Genomic DNA, 18149 nt, shown 5'->3' with positions numbered 1-18149 from the left:
ATGCAATCGTTTCAGGTAAGAAATTTTAATGACCCGAAACGAAAACCTTCTTTAAATAGTGTGATTGCTCATAAGAAGCGGCTGGAAGCGGCCCGTCGTGAGCAACAGAATCCGGCGGACGGCGGCAACAGTCAAGATGCATCCGAATCGCTAAACGATGCTGAAAATTCCGGTACCAATGTGCCGGCGGAAGTAAGTACAACGACGGTGGAGGCTAACTATACTCCTCTGGAAGCGCAAATTATGGAAGAAAGCAAAGCTATGTCGCTGGTGGGCCATTTAAGTGAGCTGCGCAAGCGAATTATCATAAGTGTTGTCGCTATTTTAGTTGGTTTTTGTGGGGCCTATTACTATGTAGATGAGATTCTCGCCGTTTTAGTAGCACCGGCAGGAACTTTATATTATATGCGACCTACAGAAGCTTTCTTTACGTATATGAAGGTAGCTTTCGTGGCCGGCATTATATTGGCCAGTCCCGTATGGCTCTATGAATTGTGGGCCTTCGTCATCCCGGCACTGACATCAAAGGAAAAACGTATTACCAATTGGTTTTTGCCATTATCTATATTTCTATTTCTCGTAGGTATTATGTTTTCCTATTTCCTGGTGTTGCCGGTAGCCATAAAATTCTTTATCGGCTTCGCTACCGATGAATTACAACCACTGTTCTCCATCGGTCAGTATTTAGATTTTGTTATTGCCTTTGTGCTGCCTTTCGGCTTCATTTTCGAGCTGCCTATCGCCATGATTATCTTGGCCAAGTTTAACTTGATCAGCTCGAAGTTCCTGAAGACAAAGCGCAAGTTCTTTATATTTATCGCCTTCGTTGTAGGGGGCTTCATTTCTCCTACACCGGATGCATTTTCACAGACCATGATTGCCTTGCCGATGATGCTCCTTTATGAGATCAGCTTATTCCTTGTGCGGGTAGTCATGAAAAAGTAAAATTGAATTGATAGCAGGTAGCGATTGTTAATGAAAATTACGGAACGCATGGTATGTACGGCGTGATCGGTAATAATAAAAACTTAATTGACAGAATCTATCGGTTTAGCTATCATATACAATATAGAAGAAAAGCAAGGACGAGGAAAAATTCTCCGAACACGTTGCAGAGAGTACCGGTAAGGTGAGAGCGGTACACGGAATACGAGAAGGGTAGCCTCTGAGCTGAATCGATGAACTCATAGTAGTTGATTCCGGTTAACTCCGTTAAAGGTAATGAGTGATTGCACCGGCAATAATCTAGGTGGTACCGCGGAAGTTGAGCCCTTTCGTCCTAATGGACGAGAGGGCTTTTTTATATGTTTAGAGGAGGACGTCAAAATGAGTGAATTTGAAAACTTAACGACTTATAACCCCGGCGAGATTGAACAACATTGGTATGAATTTTGGGAAAAACAAGGTTACTTCCATGAAGAAGTAGATAAAAGTAAAAAGCCTTTCAGTATTGTATTGCCACCACCTAACGTAACCGGCCAGCTTCACATGGGCCATGCGTTGGACAACACTTTACAGGATATTCTCATCCGTTTTAAACGCATGCAGGGATACAATGTATTGTGGATGCCGGGCACTGACCATGCAGGGATTGCTACACAAGTAAAAGTTGAACAGAATCTGAAAGAAACAGAAGGCAAAACTCGTTATGATTTGGGCCGTGAAGAGTTCGTAAAACGCGTTTGGAAATGGAAAGAAGAATACGGCAGCACCATCGTAAAACAGATTCGCAGCTTAGGCGCATCCTGCGACTGGACCCGCGAACGTTTTACTTTGGACGAAGGTTACTATAAAGCTGTTCGCGAAGTATTCGTAAGCCTTTATGAAAAAGGTCTTATCTATCGCGGCGAACGCATTGCCAACTGGTGTCCAAGCTGTCATACAGTACTGAGCGATATTGAAGTAGAACATAGCGATGAAGCAGGTCACTTATGGTTCATCAAATATCCGGTAGTGGGCGAAGAAGGCCGCTTTGTAACGGTTGCTACAACTCGTCCGGAAACAATGTTCGGCGACGTGGCCGTAGCGGTAAACCCTGAAGATGATCGTTATAAAGATATTATCGGCAAGACATTATTGTTGCCATTCGTAAACCGCGAAATTCCTGTTATTGCCGATGAATATGTAGACCCTGAATTCGGTACAGGCTGCGTAAAAATTACACCGGCTCATGACCCTAACGACTTTGAAATGGGACAGCGTCATAACTTGGAATCTATCGTAGTTATGAATCTTGACGCTACCATGAACGGAGAAGCCGGTCATTTCGAAGGTATGACTCGCGAAGCAGCTCGTAAACAAGTAGTGGCAGAACTTAAAGAACAGGGCCTCCTTGAAAAAATCGAAGAACATGATCACAGCGTAGGTCACTGCTCCCGCTGTAACACTATCGTAGAACCGCTCGTATCGAAACAGTGGTTCGTAAAAATGGAACCTCTTGCTAAACCGGCATTAGAGGTTGTTAAAGATAAAGACATCGAGTTTGTACCGGAACGCTTCACTAAGACCTATACAAACTGGTTGGAAAATATTCGCGACTGGTGTATTTCCCGTCAGCTCTGGTGGGGCCATCGTATCCCTGCCTGGTATTGCGATGATTGTGGAGAAGTTATCGTATCCAAAGAAGATGTTACTGTATGTCCTAAATGCGGCGGCCATGTACATCAGGAAGAAGACGTTCTTGATACTTGGTTCAGCTCCGCTTTATGGCCATTTGCCACTATGGGCTGGCCTGAACAGACCAAGGAATTAGAACAATGGTACCCAACCAGCGTAATGGTAACCGGTTATGACATTATTTTCTTCTGGGTAGCCCGCATGATTTTCATGGGTCTCGAATTTGAAAAAGAAATTCCATTCAAACATGTATTTATTCATGGCCTCGTTCGCGATAGCCAGGGCCGTAAGATGAGTAAATCCTTGGGCAACGGTATCAACCCTCTTGATGTAATCAACGAATACGGTGCCGACGCATTGCGCTTCACTTTGGTAACAGGCAACACGCCTGGTAACGACATGCGTTTCTACATGGAACGTGTGGAAGCGAACCGCAACTTTGCCAATAAAATTTGGAATGCGGCAAAATTCGTACTTATGAACTTGGATAATTACGATCCTGCATTCGTTCCTGAAGAAGCTGAATTAACATTGGCTGACCGCTGGATTATCGAAAGCTACAATAAAGCGGTAAGCACGATTACAGCAAATCTTGATAAATTCGAATTGGGCGAAGCGGCTGCCGGCGTATACGACTTCATCTGGAACAGCTATTGCGACTGGTACATCGAATTGGCTAAGCCACGTTTGTACAACAAAGAAGGCGGCCGTGACCGTGCAGTAGCACAGTATGTATTGGTAACCATTCTTCGTCAGATGTTGGAATTGTTACATCCATTCATGCCGTTCGTAACAGAACACATTTGGCAGCACTTGCCTCATGAAGGGGAAAGCATCGTAGTGGCTCCATGGCCTGAAGCATTGCCATTCGGCGATCAAAGCGCAGCTGCCGCTCAGATGACTGTAATGATGGATGCCATTAAAGGTATCCGTAACATGCGTGCGGAAATGAACGTAGCTATGGGCAAGAAGAGTCCGGTTATCCTTGCAGTAACCGACGAATCCTTGCGTCCGGTTGTAGCTGAACACCAGGATTACTTCAAGACTCTCTGCTGGGCTGACGATGTAACTATTTTGGATGCAGATGCGGCAAAACCTGAAAACGCTACTGTAACTGTAGTGAACGGTCTGGAAGCCTACTTATTGCTCAAAGACTTGATCGACGTAACGAAAGAACGCGAACGTTTGACCAAAGAAAAAGAAACTTTGGCTAAAGAAGTAGCCCGCTTGGAAGGTAAATTAAACAATCCGGGCTTCGTTGCGAAAGCACCTGCGGCCGTTGTGGAAAAAGAACAGGCTAAATTGGCTGAATATAAACAGAAACAACAGGCAGTAGCGGAACGCGAAGAGTTCCTTAAAACTTTATAAGAGAGTGTAAGGGAGGACTGTTCATGACTTATGAAGAGGCGATAGCCTATTTGGAACAGAGTGCTTCTTTCGGAATTAAACCGGGCCTGGAGCGCATTGAGCGTCTTCTTCAGGCGCTGGGTAATCCTGAAAAAGCCTACAAAATTGTGCATGTAACGGGCACAAACGGCAAGGGCTCCGTTACCTCCTTTATAGCAAGCGCATTGACTGAAAGCGGATACAGAGTGGGGCGATTTACATCGCCTCACTTGGCGCGTTATACGGAACGTTTTTGCATTGACGGTGCAGATATATGCGATGACACATTCATTAAGCTGGTGGAGACGATTCAGCCCGCAGTAGCCAAGTTGGTGGCCACCGGTATGGAAAGTCCGACTCAATTCGAATTGTTGACGGCTATGGGATTCCTTTGCTTTAAAGAGGCCGGCGTTGATTATGCCGTAGTGGAAGTAGGCCTGGGCGGTTTATTGGACTCTACGAATGTGGTTATGCCGGAAGTGGCGGTGATTACGAATGTAACCATTGACCATCAGGCCTATTGCGGCCGCACTATCCCGGAAATTGCCACGCATAAGGCAGGGATTATTAAGCCGGGCCGTCCGGTTGTAACTACAGCCACCGGTGAAGCGCTGGATGTGATTACGAAAACGGCGGAATCTAAGAAATCCCCGATTCGTATTATCGATGTGCCGTCCGTGATTAAAGAGGTTAGTCATACTGATGCGGGACAATCTATTACCGTTGCCGGCTATGATCGTCCGTTTATTACGGCCTTGCGCGGCGTATATCAAAGTGCCAATCTGGTGTGTGCCTTGGGGGCTCTGAAAGTGTTGCAGGAAACAGATAGTGCCATTACGGATGAAGCAGTTTACGAAGGTATTCGCAAGACTGTTTGGCCGGGGCGCTTTGAAGTGGTACAGGCTTTGGACCGTATCTTTATCTTTGACGGAGCACATAATCGCGACGGCGCAGAAGCCTTTGATGAGACCTATCGTGCGTGGTACGGTACAACGCCTAAGACGATGGTAATGGCCATTTTAAAGGATAAAGAAGTGGACAGCATGATCGGCTACTTGGTAAAATCTGACGACACTGTGTTTACTGTGCCTGCGCCAACACCGCGCAGCAGTGAGCCGGAAGAGCTGGCCCGGGCAATTGGACGAGGTATACCGATGCAGTCTGTAGGGGACGGATTGTCTGAAGCTATGAAAGTTACAGGTCATAATGATATAATTGCAGTAGCAGGTTCCTTGTATATATTAGGTGAAGCGAAAGCCTGGTTGAAGACAGCGCTTCACAATGTGCAGTAAAGGATATATTTTATGACGGATGTAATCATTAATAACAAGAGAGAGGGACTTAGACAGCTTATTACTAAGCTGCTCTATGCGATTGTTCTTGTTATGCCTTTATATCCCTTGGGCGGCGATATATTGGTGGTGGCCGCACTTATTTTGAGTGTGGTGGATACTGTACGATTTGCTCCTTTGTCAAAGCCTGTCTCCTGGTTACAGTGGTGTGTGCTGGGATTTATGGGCTGGAGCTTATTATCGTCTTTAGCATCGTCGGAGCCGCTAATGAGTTCGCTCAGCTGGCTCTATAACGTGGGGATGTACGGTGCTGTTTATTTTCTTACGTATCGTTATTTGAGGGAGCCCCATCAGTGGCGCATCTTTTTACGACTACTCATGGTGGCGGCCGTTCTGGTTTGCGTAGTGGGCATATATCAATATATGACCATTACGATGGAATTATTAAGTCAGTGGGTGGATGCGGAACATTTTCCGCTGTTGAAACGACGCATGTTTTCCACCTTGCAAAATCCGAATTTATTGGGGCAGTACTTGCTGATTGTTTTATCGGTGGGAGGCACCGGTGTGTTTCAGGGGCTTCGGGAGAAGCGTTGGCGACTTCTGGCCTGGATGGTGCCGGCCTGTCTGCTATTCTTAGTTTGCATGACACTGACTTATTCACGAGGTATTTGGCTCAGTTTTATGGCCGTAATCATTTATTGGGGGATTGCGGTAGACCGCAGACTCTTATTGTCATTGCTGGTCGTTCCCATCATTCTGTTCGGCTATCATGGAGAGGTGGCGTCCCGCTTGTGGTCCCTGTTTAACGGGACTGACACATCGGCCAGTTTGCGCTGGGCCTTGTGGGACAGTACGACCTACATGATTGCAGATTTCCCAATCCTCGGCATCGGCTGGGATGCGTTTAAGTTTGAGTATCCCCATTATAATTACTACATTCAGGCACCGCACGTGATTATTTATCACGCGCACAACATGTTCCTCAACGTGTTGGCGGAAATCGGTATACCCGGTGCATTATTCTTTTTTGCGGCCATTTATGGCCATGCCGTACACGCCTTGCGCTTGCCGCGCGCCACAATCAGCAATATTGTAAAATACGGTATTTGCGCCGTTGTTGTGGGCGTTACTGTAAGCGGCTTCTCCGATCACGACTTGTACAGCCATCAGATGTCGGTTATTTTCTGGCAGATTCTCGGCTGGGCTTCAGCGGTACTCTACGCTTATAAGTTTGATAAGGTGAGTACGGATGAAAAAGAAGTGCGAGAACATGAGAAGTTGGAGGCTCGTAATTAATAAAATGCCTTTTGTCAAGGCGTTACTTATAAGTTATAAGCATAGGTAAAGGTTAATATAAAAGAGGATTTTTCCATTATTTGTCGAATTAATTGTAATGTATATGTCTATGTGTGAAACTACGAATTTTTTGAAATAAAGTTTTACAAATAGATATAGAAAGTATAATCATCAACTTAGTTATAGTTATAACGTTAGTTCGTAACATTTAAAGGAGGATTTAAACGATGACCAATATCCACGAGCGTGTACAAAGTGAGTTTTTGAAGTCGAAAATTATGAGTGCTGACGAGGCCGCTTTGCTTATCAACCCTAATGACAGAGTTGGTGTTAGTGGGTTTACGCCATCAGGTTATCCTAAAGTTGTTCCATTGGCATTGGCAAAACGTATGGAAAAGGAACCATTTAAGATCGACGTTTGGTCCGGTGCATCACTGGGCGATGAGATTGACGGTGCGTTAACCCGCGTTGACGGTCTTCACCGCCGTTATCCGTATCAAACACATAACGATTTGCGTAATGCGATTAACTCGGGCAAAGTACTGTACAGCGATTTTCATTTGAGCCATATGGCGCAGCAAGTGCGCTATGGTTTCTTAGGTGAATGCGACGTAGCGATTATTGAGGCGGTTTGCGTTCGCGAAGATGGCGGTATCGTACCGACTACAGCCGTAGGTAACTCGACGACCTATGTAAGCCATGCAAAGAAAGTAATTGTTGAAATTAACGAAGTGCAGGACATGAAACTCATGGGCATGCACGATATTTATGAACTGCAGGATCCGCCACATCGTCAACCGATTCCGATCTATGCAGCGGGCAATCGCATCGGTACACCATATATTCCATGCGATCCGGAAAAAATTGTAGCCATTGTGTATTCCGATATTCCTGACGGAACGCGCGATTTAGCGCCTATCGATGACGATGCACGGGCCATGAGTCAGCATTTGATTCATTTCTTCGAAGGAGAAATTGAGGCAGGTCGCCTGCCTAAGAACTTATTGCCGTTACAATCCGGCGTAGGTTCTGTAGCCAATGCGGTTATCAGCGGGTTGGCACACAGCTCCTTTACTAACTTGTCAATCTATACGGAAGTTATTCAAGACGGTATGTTGGACCTGATTGATGAAGGGAAGGTTGAGGTTTGCTCAGGTACTTCCTTATCGCCATCACCGGCCGGCTTGAAGCGCTTCTATGAAAATATAGATGAGTATTCTAAAAAAATTATTTTAAGACCTCAGGAAGTATCCAACAATCCTGAGATTGCCCGTCGTCTGGGCGTTATTGCCATGAATACGGCCATCGAGTTCGATATTTTCGGCAATGTAAACTCCACTCATATTATGGGGAGCCGTATGATGAACGGCATTGGAGGGTCCGGCGACTTCGCACGCAATGCGTACATTTCGATTTTCTGTACCAGTTCTGTTGCAAAAAATGGAGATATCAGTTCCATCGTTCCGTTCTGTTCACACATTGACCATACGGAACACGATGTAATGGTATTTTGCACGGAGCAGGGTATAGCCGACGTGAGAGGGTTGGCACCAATCGAAAGAGCGCGTCTTATTATTAAGAATTGTGCGCATCCTGATTATAAAGACATGCTGGAAGATTACTTAGAGCGTGCTATTGCGGAAACGAAGAACGCCCATACCCCGATTCTTCTGGACGAAGCACTCTCCTGGCATAAGCGTTATAAAGAAACAGGAACCATGAAATTGCAGCACGATTAGGAGGATAGGTAAAATGTCTACTGATGATTTAAGAGCCAAACAGGCGGCCTATGATGCGGCTTGTGAAAAAGTAACGGCAAAGTTCCCGGAGCGTAAAAACTTAACGTTTAACCGCTTGTACACTCCGCTTGATGTGGAAGGGTTCGACTACGAAAAGGACTTGGGATTCCCGGGTGAGTTCCCTTACACTCGCGGCGTACAACCTACCATGTATCGCGGTCGTTTCTGGACCATGCGTATGTATGCGGGTTTCGCTACGGCGGAAGAATCAAACAAACGTTATCGCTATCTCATTGAGTCCGGCGCTACCGGCCTGAGCTGTGCGTTCGACTTGCCAACGCAGATTGGTTATGACTCCGATGATGCTATGGCGGAAGGGGAAGTTGGTAAGGTTGGTGTAGCCATTGACTCCTTAAAGGACATGGAAATCTTGTTTGACGGCATCGACTTGGGCAAAGTATCCACGTCCATGACTATCAACGCACCGGCAGCCGTATTATTGGCTATGTACATCGCAGTAGCAGAAAAACAGGGCGTACCTGCCAGCGAACTGAAAGGGACAATTCAGAACGATATTCTTAAAGAATACGCGGCCCGCGGCACGTACATTTTCCCACCAAAACCTTCTATGCGTTTAATCACTAATATTTTCGAATATTGTTCACAAAACGTACCGAAATGGAATACCATTTCCATCTCCGGTTACCATATCCGTGAAGCAGGTTCTACTGCGGCACAGGAAATCGCATTCACTATTGCGGACGGTATCGCTTATGTTGAAGCAGCCTTGGCTGCAGGCCTTGACGTAGACGCCTTCGCAGGCCGTCTCTCCTTCTTCTGGAACGCCCATAACAATGTGCTTGAAGAAGTGGCTAAGTTCCGTGCATCCCGTCGCTTGTGGGCCCACATTATGAAAGAACGTTTCGGCGCTAAGAAAGCAAAATCCATGATGCTCCGCGTTCATACACAGACTGCAGGCTCCATGCTTACGGCACAACAAGTGGATAACAACATTGTCCGCGTAGCGTTGCAGACAGCGGCTGCTGTTATGGGCGGCACTCAGTCCTTACATACTAACTCCCGCGACGAAGCCTTGGCATTGCCTACAGAAGAATCTGTACAAATCGCTCTTCGTACGCAGCAGATTGTGGCCTATGAATCCGGCTTGGCTGACGTAGTCGATCCATTGGGCGGCTCCTACTATGTAGAAGCTATGACCAATGCTATCTACGACGAAGCGCTCGAATACATTCGTAAAATTGACGAAATGGGCGGCGCTGTTGAAGCGATTGAACAAGGCTACATTCAGAAGGAAATTCAGGAATCCGCCTATAAATGGCAGATGGAAGTTGAATCCGGCTTACGTACTATCGTAGGGGTAAATAAATTCCAAGTTGAAGAAAAACCGGTGGAAGGTTTAATGCGCGTTGACGCATCCGTAGGTAAGAACCAGTCCCTGAAAACGCAGAAAGTGCGTGAAGAACGCGACAATGAAGCAGTAACAAAAGCATTGGCCGCTTTGAAAGCAGGGGCACAGGATGAATCCGTTAACTTGATGCCGCTTATTCTGGATGCAGTACATACCTATGCAACATTAGGTGAAATTTGTAATGTGCTTCGCGAAGTGTTTGGCGAATATCAGGCGCATTCCACATTATAATTTGGAGGGACAATCATGACAGAAAAACGAATTCGTGTATTAGTAGCAAAACCGGGCCTGGACGGACATGACCGCGGTGCAAAAGTAGTAGCGCGTGCGCTTCGTGATGCAGGCTTTGAAGTTATTTACACAGGTCTCCGTCAGACTCCTGAACAAATCGTGGAAGCTGCTTTGTCTGAAGACGTTAACGTAGTGGCCTTGAGCTTGTTATCAGGGGCACATAATACATTATTTCCCAAAATTGTGAATTTACTGAGAGAAAAAGGCATGGGCGACGTCCTCGTTATTGGCGGCGGCGTTATTCCTGATGCTGATATTCCGGGCTTGAAAGAAGCCGGTGTAGCGGAAGTATTTACTCCGGGCACACCTACAGGGGATATTATCGACTTCGTAAAGGCGCATGTATAAAAACATGTATAAGACATATAGGCTCGAATGTTTCGTTCGAGCCTTAGTGTATTAAGGCGGTGAACGTATGGATATAATCACCGAGCTTTTTAAAGGCTCGCGGTTAGCATTGGCGAGAGCTATTACAGCGGTAGAAAGTGAATATGACAATGCCGGAGAGATCATGAAGGCTATTTACCCTAAAACGGGGCGGGCGCAGATCTTAGGCATCACCGGTGCTCCCGGGGCCGGCAAAAGTACTTTGACCGACAAGCTGGTAAAACACTATTTGCGACAAGGCAAGAAAATCGGTATCATTGCGGTGGATCCGACCAGTCCGTTTTCCGGCGGCGCTATTTTGGGCGACCGCATCCGCATGAACGATTTGACATTGAATGAAAATGTCTTTATTCGAAGCATGGGGACCCGCGGCAGCTTAGGCGGCTTATCCCGCAAAACCTCCGATGTGGCCAAGCTGATGGATGCATTCGGCATGGATTTAATCATTATTGAAACCGTAGGCGTAGGCCAGTCGGAAGTAGATATTGTGAAGAGCGCGGACACAACGCTGGTTGTATTGGTACCGGGGCTGGGTGACGACATCCAGGCCATCAAGGCGGGGATCTTGGAAATCGGCGACGTGTTTGCCATCAATAAGGCGGATCGGGACGGCTGCGATAAATTAAACGTGGAAATTGAAATGATGCTTGATTTGGACGGGCGCCCACGAAGCTGGAGACCGCCGATTGAACGCACTGTGGCCAGTCGCGACGAAGGCGTGGCGGAACTTATTGAATCCCTGGAAGCTCATTTTAAACATTTAAAAGAGACCGGCGAATTGGAAACACGCCGTCAGGAACGTACACGTTCCGAGATTTTAGGCATGTTGGAAGAGCAAATTGCACGATATGTAAATCGTGTGGTCGGACAGGATGAAGAGTTTAAACGTCACCTTCACGAAGTGGAAACGCGTGATAATGATCCATACAGCCTGGTAAATACAATCGTAACTTCCCTGTTTCCGAAAAAACTGTAGGTCCATTCTACATTCTATAGTTTTTTGAAAAGTTTCCACTAAATGCCTACTTAATGGTATTATAGTAGTATATAATATGTAATTTGCATGTTTTATATGACTGAAACAGTTAGGATTACATAGATTAGTAACTAATAAAAATAAGGAGTGTGTCATAATGGCTTTTAAAGTATTGCAAGTTGACCACATTGGTATTGCCGTAGCAGATTTGGAAGCGACGAAAGCGTTTTACAAAGAAACTCTCGGCATGGAGCATTTGCCTGAAGATGAAGTTGTAGAAGAACAGAAGGTAAAAGTAAGTTTCTTCCCTTGCGGCGACGCAGAGTTGGAATTCTTGGAAACTACGGAACCGGACGGACCGATTGGCCGTTACATTGAAAAGAACGGCGGCCGCAACGGCATTCAGCACATTGCATTGCGCGTGGACAACATTGAAAATGCCATTTCAGACCTAATGGAAAAAGGCGTGCGCATGATCGACGAAAAACCTCGTTATGGCGCCGGCGGATCCATGATCGCCTTCGTTCATCCGAAAGCGACAGGCGGCATTTTGCTTGAACTTTGTCAACGAATGAAATAGTTGGCAACACTGCGGACTCTCACTGAGGCGGCAGGGCGTATAAAGGCTATGGTACTTATAGAAGTCAGAGTGCTTACACAGGCTGTGGCGCCAATATAGGTTATAGTATATACAGTAACAATATTAACTGAAACATGGAGGTACAGTAATGGCAACAGTCCAAGAAACGATTGCGTTATTACATAAAAAACTTGAGACTATTAAACAGGGCGGCGGCGAAAAGCGCATTGCTTCCCAACACAGCAAAGGTAAATTGACAGCTCGCGAACGCTTGGAAAAACTTTTTGACACTAACAGCTTCGTAGAAATCGACCAATTCGTAAAACATCGCTGCGTAAACTTCGGCATGGAAAAGAAAGAGCTTCCTGGCGAAGGCGTTGTAACCGGCTATGGTACAATCGACGGCCGTCTCGTTTATGCGTTTGCACAGGACTTCACCGTTGAAGGTGGTTCCCTTGGCGAAATGCATGCGGCTAAAATCGTAAAAGTACAGCAGATGGCTATGAAAATGGGCGCACCTATTATCGGTATCAACGATTCCGGCGGAGCGCGTATTCAGGAAGGCGTTGACGCATTGAGCGGCTTCGGTAAAATCTTCTTCCAGAATACAGCAGCATCCGGTGTAATTCCTCAGATTTCCGTAATCATGGGGCCATGCGCAGGCGGTGCCGTTTATTCTCCGGCTATTACCGACTTCATTTACATGGTTAAAAATACATCTCAGATGTTCATCACCGGTCCGGCCGTTATTAAATCCGTTACGGCGGAAGAAGTATCTGCTGAAGACTTGGGCGGCGCTATGGCACACAACAGTGTATCCGGTGTAGCTCACTTCGCGGCTGAAAATGAAGACGACTGCATGGAACAGATTCGTTACTTGTTAACATTCCTTCCAAGCAACAACATGGAAGACGCTCCACTTGTTGAAACAGGCGACAGCCCAACTCGTGCAGACGAAGCATTGAACACAATGCTCCCTGACAACAGCAACATGGCGTACAACATGCTCGACATCATTGCCAATGTGGTGGATAATGGCGAATACTATGAAGTACAGCCATACTACGCACAAAATATTATTACCTGCTTCGCCCGCTTCGACGGCCAGAGCGTAGGTATTATTGCGAGCCAGCCAAAAGTTATGGCCGGTTGCTTAGACATTAACGCATCCGACAAATGTGCTCGTTTCATCCGTTTCTGTGATGCGTTCAACATTCCGTTGGTAACGTTCGTAGACGTACCCGGCTTCTTGCCTGGTACTGACCAGGAATGGGGCGGCATCATTCGCCACGGTGCTAAAATGCTTTATGCATACTCCGAAGCGACTGTGCCAAAAGTTACCGTTATCACTCGTAAAGCGTACGGCGGCGCGTATATCGCAATGTGTTCCCAACATTTGGGCGCCGATCAGGTATATGCATGGCCAACAGCTGAAATCGCTGTAATGGGCCCTGCCGGTGCAGCTAATATTATCTTCAAACGCGACGAAGACCGCGATGCGAAAGCAGCTAAATATGTTGAAGAATTCGCAACTCCTTATAAAGCGGCTGAACGCGGCTATATTGACACTGTAATTGAACCGAAGGAAACACGTCCTACTATCATTCGCGCCTTGGCTATGCTGGCAAGTAAACGTGAAACCAGACCACCTAAAAAACATGGTAATATTCCATTATAATAGGTATTCTGTGTTAACTAGTGTAGAAGGGATGTAAGGTATGGACACTCAAAATATGCTGATTGCTGTAGCGGGGCTGATTGTACTTTTCATAGTTGTAAAACTGTTGAAGCGCAATAAGTCCTCGGAAACGGCAACAGAAAGTACTGCGGCTTCAACCGCCGAAAGTCAGACTTCCGCTGCAACAGCTGAAGCTACTGATACAGCGGCAACGGTGGCAGCCGAACCGAAGACATCAATTGAGGAGGAACGCATGACTCCAAATGCAGCAAATGCTAATGTTCCGGAAGAAGTAATTGCAGTTATCGCTGCAGCCGTTGCGGCTATGGGTTACGATTCCCATCAGATTGCTTCAATCAGACCGGCAAAATTAAGAAATTGGACATTGGAAGCTCGCCTGAGCGGCAGACGTCAAGGATAATCGAGGAGGATATAAGGATGAAAAAGTTTGTTATTACTGTCAATGGTACAGCATATGATGTAGAAGTTAATGAAGTGGGTAGTGCAGCACCGGCTGCTCCGGCAGCGCCTGTACGTCCGGCTGCACCGGCTCCGGCTCCTACACCGGTAGCAAAACCTGCAGCAGCTCCTGCTCCGGCAGCAGCACCGGCTCCGGCTAAACCTGTAGCGGCCGGCGCATTCACTGTAGAATCTCCAATGCCGGGCAAAATCATCTCCGTAGCAGTAAAACCTGGAGATACTGTAACAGCCAATACCGTAGTATGTATTCTTGAAGCCATGAAAATGCAGAACGAAATCGTGGCACAAAAGGACGGCGTAGTAGCTGATGTTCGCATCGCAGCTAACCAGTCGGTTAAGGCTCACGAAGTTCTTGTTGTAATCGAGTAATTTACGTCGGTATGGACTGGGACGTTACGTTTTAAGTTTAAAACGAGGGAAATTACTCCGTTGAGTAATTTCCCTTTTTTTACAATTAGATAGCAAAATAAATTATAGACCTTATTAAGTGTATTTAAGTTTTTGTCGTAGAGGTCGGCTTAACGGGGGATTAAGTTGCAAGTACAAAAAACTGACTGGGAGGGCTTATTATGAGTTCGCTAATAGCACAATATCCGTGGCTAAATGAGTTGTTAATGGGTTTTATGGGGTTTGGGATCGGCCATTTAATTATGATTTGTATTGGCGGTCTGTTGATTTATTTGGCCGCTCGTTACGATTATGAGCCGGTTCTGTTATTACCTATGGGTTTTGGCTGTATTTTGGCCAACATTCCATTTTCCTCCGCTGTATCAGAAGAAGCGGGCGCGATTGGTTTTCTTATTACGTTGTATCAGTCGGGTATCGCCAATGAGTTATTTCCGGTACTTATTTTTATTGCCATTGGCGCTATGTGTGACTTTACACCGCTTATGCGCAGACCGTCCGTAATGCTCTTCGCCGCAGCGGCTCAATTCGGTATTTTCGCAACAGCTATCGGCGCCGCATTCCTCGGCTTCGATTACATTCATGCGGCGGCTATCGCCATTATCGGTGCTGCTGACGGCCCTACGACTATTTACGTAGCTTCCCGTTATGCGCAAGATATGTTGGGACCTTTGTCCGTGGCCGCTTATTGCTACATGTCCTTAGTACCGGTTATCCAGCCACCGGTTATTAAAGCCATTACGACTCAGAAAGAACGTCGTATTCGCATGGACTTCGTAGAAGAAAAACCGGTATCCAAGATTGCTAAAATTTTATTCCCTATTATGATTACAATTATTGCCGGCATCGTGGCACCTATCTCTGTAGCTCTTATCGGGGCCCTCATGTTTGGTAACTTGTTAAAAGAATCCGGTGTAACCGAGTCTTTATCCCAGGCGGCGCAAAATGAGTTATCCAACTTGGTAACGCTTCTCTTAGGTATTACTATCGGTTCCACAATGACAGCAGCCAACTTCTTAACCTTTGACGTATTTAAAATTCTCTGCTTAGGTGCGGTAGCCTTCGTATTCGATACAGTGGGCGGCATTGCCTTTGCGAAATTGTATAATCTCTTTGCGAAGAAGAAAATTAATCCTATGATCGGCGCGTGCGGTATCTCCGCATTCCCAATGTCCGGTCGTGTAGTAGCTAAAATGGCTCTTAAAGAAGATAATACAAACTTCATCATTCAACATGCTATCGGCGTTAACGTAGCGGGGCAGATTGCTTCCGTTGTGGCCGGCGGTTTAGTATTGGCTCTTATTCCTGCATTGGGACAGCTGTTGGCACATTAATTGAGTGTCCGTTGAGTGATGTACTTAAGAATTATTGTTAAGGGAGGAATCAAAATGACTGATGTTGAAGCGGCTACCTTACAGATGATTATAGCTTTACCGGTTATGTTCATGGTTATTTGCGGGTTTATTATAGCTACTAAAGTATTAGTTGCCGCATTTCCTGAAAAAGAAGGTCAAGACTAATTGAGAACGAAACCCAATTAGAAATCAAAAGATGTAAAATTAAATGAGAATTAAGTAATTCCAATACTCCTTAAGTATATAGGTTGATTTCAATTGAAAATACATATCAAATATCGTGGTTGAGCGATTCTTCTATGCAAAATAGTTTTAGGCACTTGCTAAAAAATAATAAGAAATCATTCTCCATAAGTTTGACATTCAGAAAAAAACATGGCATAATGAGAATATAAATTTAAGGTAAGTTCCTTAACGAATTGATAATCAGAAATTATCCTAGTATATTTTTTGGAGGTGTCCAATTATGAGAGTTATCGGTGATGAATGTATTAAATGTGGTTCTTGTGCTTCCGTATGCCCAGTAGGCGCTATTAGCGAAGGCGAACTTAAATACGAAATCAATGACACTTGCATCGACTGCGGTTCTTGCGAATCCGTTTGCCCAGTTGGTACAATTCATCCAGCTGAATAATTTGGATGTAAAAGCCCTCAGATGAGGGCTTTTTTTATTGCCCAAAATCACCTTTCCATTTGCCTTAACCGTCTATTTGCCTTTATAATAAAATAATAGACTAATAGAAGGATGAGTAAGAACACAATGATTTTATACATAATACTTGGCATTATTTGGCTGATTGCCGATCAGTTCACAAAGTTTTGGGTACAAACACATATGGCATTAGGTGAGAGCATACCGGTGATTCCCGATGTGTTCCATATCACCTATATTTTAAATAAAGGGGCTGCTTTTGGTATTTTAAGTGAGCAGCGTTTCTTTTTCTTAGCTATCGTATTCGTTTTGCTGGTCGCTCTATTTTTCCTTCGCAAATACATTGCGAACGGATCTGTAGCTTTAAAGCTGGGAACGGCTTTATTGGTGAGCGGCGCCTTGGGCAATGCATGGGATCGATTCCATTTGCATGCAGTAGTAGATTTTTTTGACTTTAGAGTGTGGCCGATTTTTAATGTGGCTGACATTGGAATTTGTTTAGGCGTAGTTGCGCTAATCTGGCATGTGTGGCAACATTCAGAGAAAGGAGATAAATAAATGAAAGAATCGCTTTTTCTTGGAGATGATGAAATGCTGGATTCGTTGAATGAATCAGATGAGCTTACTGAAGGTACGGAGATTGAGGAAGTAAAGACATTTACAGTGCCTGAAGATGGAGAAGGGCAGCGTTTGGACGTATTTTTAACAGGCCTGTTGGAAGGTTCTCGCAGTTATGTGCAGCAATTGGTGAAAGACGGCCATGTAAAAGTAGGCGAAAAAACAGGCAAGAGCAATATGAAATTGTCTGCCGGGCTTACGGTACACGTGTCAATTCCGGCGCCTCAGTCCGTAGAAGTTAAGCCTGATAATATTCCGTTGGATATTTTATTTGAAGATCATGATATTATTATCATCAATAAAGCACGCGGCATGGTAGTGCATCCGGCCGTGGGCAACTATAGCGGTACCCTGGTAAATGCCTTGTTGTATCATTGCAAAGACTTGTCCGGTATTAATGGTGAAATCCGCCCGGGCATTGTACATCGCCTTGATAAGGATACGTCCGGCGTTATGATGGCGGCTAAAAATGATGCGGCTCATATCGGCTTGGCGGAACAGGTAAAAGCGCATACGGCGCAGCGTACATATTATGCGCTGGTTCAGGGCAATATTGTGGAAGACCGCGGTGTCATTCGCGCGCCTATCGGACGTCATCCGAAGGACCGCATGAAAATGGCCGTTGTTTTTGAAAACAGCAAAGAGGCGGTCACTCATTTTACCGTTTTGGAACGCTATGGCAAGCATACATTGGTGGAATGCCGTCTGGAAACAGGTCGTACACACCAGATTCGCGTTCACTTTGCCCATATTGGTCACCCTGTAGTTAACGATCCGTTCTACGGCTACCGAAAAATGGACTTTCCTATTGAAGGGCAGGCACTTCATTCACACAGCTTGCGCGTAAAACATCCGATTACGAAGGGAGAACTTTATTTTGAAGCCCCATTACCTGATGATTTTAAAGCGTGCATTGAATTTGCGAAGGAACATAATCGTTAGAATTGTTGAAACCGTTTAATAGTA

17 protein-coding genes and 1 other annotated feature are annotated in these 18149 nt (G+C 45.5%); all 17 genes read left to right on the top strand.

What is annotated here, in order from left to right; genetic code table 11:
* The 17 genes from tatC to KHZ77_RS08155 all read left to right on the top strand — a co-directional run bounded on the left by tatC (position 1) and on the right by KHZ77_RS08155 (position 18125).
* Positions 1-945 carry a twin-arginine translocase subunit TatC gene (gene tatC / locus KHZ77_RS08235; protein ID WP_366664946.1) on the top strand — a complete coding sequence of 315 codons (945 nt, stop codon included), beginning with the start codon at positions 1-3 and terminating at the stop codon, positions 943-945.
* A gap of 128 nt (positions 946-1073) precedes the next feature.
* Positions 1074-1285 (top strand) — a binding site (T-box leader).
* Between the two features lie 41 nt (positions 1286-1326).
* Positions 1327-3984 (top strand): valine--tRNA ligase, encoded by a 2658-nt coding sequence (locus KHZ77_RS08230; protein ID WP_295197750.1) that lies wholly within the window; start codon positions 1327-1329, stop codon positions 3982-3984.
* A gap of 23 nt (positions 3985-4007) precedes the next feature.
* The gene (locus KHZ77_RS08225; RefSeq protein WP_295197748.1) at positions 4008-5294 is read left to right on the top strand and encodes a folylpolyglutamate synthase/dihydrofolate synthase family protein; all 1287 of its coding nucleotides are present in this window, start codon (positions 4008-4010) and stop codon (positions 5292-5294) included.
* 12 nt (positions 5295-5306) lie between these two features.
* Positions 5307-6593 carry an O-antigen ligase family protein gene (locus tag KHZ77_RS08220; RefSeq protein ID WP_295197746.1) on the top strand — a complete coding sequence of 429 codons (1287 nt, stop codon included), beginning with the start codon at positions 5307-5309 and terminating at the stop codon, positions 6591-6593.
* A gap of 227 nt (positions 6594-6820) precedes the next feature.
* The gene (locus KHZ77_RS08215; RefSeq protein WP_295197744.1) at positions 6821-8332 is read left to right on the top strand and encodes an acetyl-CoA hydrolase/transferase family protein; all 1512 of its coding nucleotides are present in this window, start codon (positions 6821-6823) and stop codon (positions 8330-8332) included.
* 13 nt (positions 8333-8345) lie between these two features.
* On the top strand, positions 8346-9992 hold the full coding sequence (locus KHZ77_RS08210) for a methylmalonyl-CoA mutase family protein (protein ID WP_295197742.1): 1647 nt from the start codon (positions 8346-8348) through the stop codon (positions 9990-9992).
* Between the two features lie 15 nt (positions 9993-10007).
* On the top strand, positions 10008-10400 hold the full coding sequence (locus tag KHZ77_RS08205; protein ID WP_295197739.1) for a cobalamin B12-binding domain-containing protein: 393 nt from the start codon (positions 10008-10010) through the stop codon (positions 10398-10400).
* A 67-nt stretch (positions 10401-10467) separates the two neighbouring features.
* Positions 10468-11415, top strand: coding sequence for a methylmalonyl Co-A mutase-associated GTPase MeaB (meaB, locus tag KHZ77_RS08200; protein WP_295197737.1), 948 nt, complete (start codon positions 10468-10470; stop codon positions 11413-11415).
* Positions 11416-11572: 157 nt separating this feature from the next.
* Positions 11573-11995 carry a methylmalonyl-CoA epimerase gene (gene mce / locus KHZ77_RS08195; protein WP_295197736.1) on the top strand — a complete coding sequence of 141 codons (423 nt, stop codon included), beginning with the start codon at positions 11573-11575 and terminating at the stop codon, positions 11993-11995.
* Between the two features lie 148 nt (positions 11996-12143).
* Positions 12144-13673, top strand: a complete 1530-nt coding sequence (locus KHZ77_RS08190) for a carboxyl transferase domain-containing protein (protein ID WP_295197734.1) — start codon at positions 12144-12146, stop codon at positions 13671-13673.
* A 40-nt stretch (positions 13674-13713) separates the two neighbouring features.
* The gene (locus KHZ77_RS08185) at positions 13714-14094 is read left to right on the top strand and encodes a hypothetical protein (protein WP_295197731.1); all 381 of its coding nucleotides are present in this window, start codon (positions 13714-13716) and stop codon (positions 14092-14094) included.
* A 17-nt stretch (positions 14095-14111) separates the two neighbouring features.
* A complete protein-coding gene (locus KHZ77_RS08180) occupies positions 14112-14522 on the top strand; it encodes a biotin/lipoyl-containing protein (protein WP_295197729.1) in 411 nt (136 codons plus the stop codon).
* A gap of 200 nt (positions 14523-14722) precedes the next feature.
* Complete coding sequence (locus tag KHZ77_RS08175) at positions 14723-15892, top strand: sodium ion-translocating decarboxylase subunit beta (RefSeq protein WP_295197726.1); 1170 nt, start codon at positions 14723-14725, stop codon at positions 15890-15892.
* 54 nt (positions 15893-15946) lie between these two features.
* A complete protein-coding gene (locus tag KHZ77_RS08170; protein WP_295197723.1) occupies positions 15947-16078 on the top strand; it encodes a hypothetical protein in 132 nt (43 codons plus the stop codon).
* Positions 16079-16379: 301 nt separating this feature from the next.
* Positions 16380-16547, top strand: coding sequence for a 4Fe-4S binding protein (locus tag KHZ77_RS08165; RefSeq protein ID WP_295197722.1), 168 nt, complete (start codon positions 16380-16382; stop codon positions 16545-16547).
* 126 nt (positions 16548-16673) lie between these two features.
* A complete protein-coding gene (gene lspA / locus KHZ77_RS08160) occupies positions 16674-17123 on the top strand; it encodes a signal peptidase II (RefSeq protein WP_295197719.1) in 450 nt (149 codons plus the stop codon).
* Positions 17124-18125, top strand: a complete 1002-nt coding sequence (locus tag KHZ77_RS08155) for an RluA family pseudouridine synthase (RefSeq protein ID WP_295197716.1) — start codon at positions 17124-17126, stop codon at positions 18123-18125. It begins immediately after the preceding gene.
* The last annotated feature ends 24 nt before the right edge of the window (positions 18126-18149 follow it).

The organism is Veillonella sp. (assembly GCF_018364065.1).
Taxonomy (GTDB): Bacteria; Bacillota; Negativicutes; order Veillonellales; family Veillonellaceae; genus Veillonella_A.
The sequence above is the reverse complement of the archived record's forward strand: the minus strand, read 5'-3'. Positions and strand labels throughout refer to the sequence as shown.

Bases quoted from the DNA above. Each gene is read 5' to 3' on its own strand.
- tatC (WP_366664946.1), top strand. From the start codon at position 1: ATGCAATCGTTTCAGGTAAGAAATTTTAATGACCCGAAACGAAAACCT.
- KHZ77_RS08175 (WP_295197726.1), top strand. From the start codon at position 14,723: ATGAGTTCGCTAATAGCACAATATCCGTGGCTAAATGAGTTGTTAATG.
- KHZ77_RS08190 (WP_295197734.1), top strand. From the start codon at position 12,144: ATGGCAACAGTCCAAGAAACGATTGCGTTATTACATAAAAAACTTGAG.
- KHZ77_RS08185 (WP_295197731.1), top strand. From the start codon at position 13,714: ATGGACACTCAAAATATGCTGATTGCTGTAGCGGGGCTGATTGTACTT.
- KHZ77_RS08205 (WP_295197739.1), top strand. From the start codon at position 10,008: ATGACAGAAAAACGAATTCGTGTATTAGTAGCAAAACCGGGCCTGGAC.
- KHZ77_RS08155 (WP_295197716.1), top strand. From the start codon at position 17,124: ATGAAAGAATCGCTTTTTCTTGGAGATGATGAAATGCTGGATTCGTTG.
- KHZ77_RS08170 (WP_295197723.1), top strand. From the start codon at position 15,947: ATGACTGATGTTGAAGCGGCTACCTTACAGATGATTATAGCTTTACCG.
- KHZ77_RS08180 (WP_295197729.1), top strand. From the start codon at position 14,112: ATGAAAAAGTTTGTTATTACTGTCAATGGTACAGCATATGATGTAGAA.
- mce (WP_295197736.1), top strand. From the start codon at position 11,573: ATGGCTTTTAAAGTATTGCAAGTTGACCACATTGGTATTGCCGTAGCA.
- lspA (WP_295197719.1), top strand. From the start codon at position 16,674: ATGATTTTATACATAATACTTGGCATTATTTGGCTGATTGCCGATCAG.
- meaB (WP_295197737.1), top strand. From the start codon at position 10,468: ATGGATATAATCACCGAGCTTTTTAAAGGCTCGCGGTTAGCATTGGCG.
- KHZ77_RS08210 (WP_295197742.1), top strand. From the start codon at position 8,346: ATGTCTACTGATGATTTAAGAGCCAAACAGGCGGCCTATGATGCGGCT.
- KHZ77_RS08230 (WP_295197750.1), top strand. From the start codon at position 1,327: ATGAGTGAATTTGAAAACTTAACGACTTATAACCCCGGCGAGATTGAA.
- KHZ77_RS08215 (WP_295197744.1), top strand. From the start codon at position 6,821: ATGACCAATATCCACGAGCGTGTACAAAGTGAGTTTTTGAAGTCGAAA.
- KHZ77_RS08225 (WP_295197748.1), top strand. From the start codon at position 4,008: ATGACTTATGAAGAGGCGATAGCCTATTTGGAACAGAGTGCTTCTTTC.
- KHZ77_RS08165 (WP_295197722.1), top strand. From the start codon at position 16,380: ATGAGAGTTATCGGTGATGAATGTATTAAATGTGGTTCTTGTGCTTCC.
- KHZ77_RS08220 (WP_295197746.1), top strand. From the start codon at position 5,307: ATGACGGATGTAATCATTAATAACAAGAGAGAGGGACTTAGACAGCTT.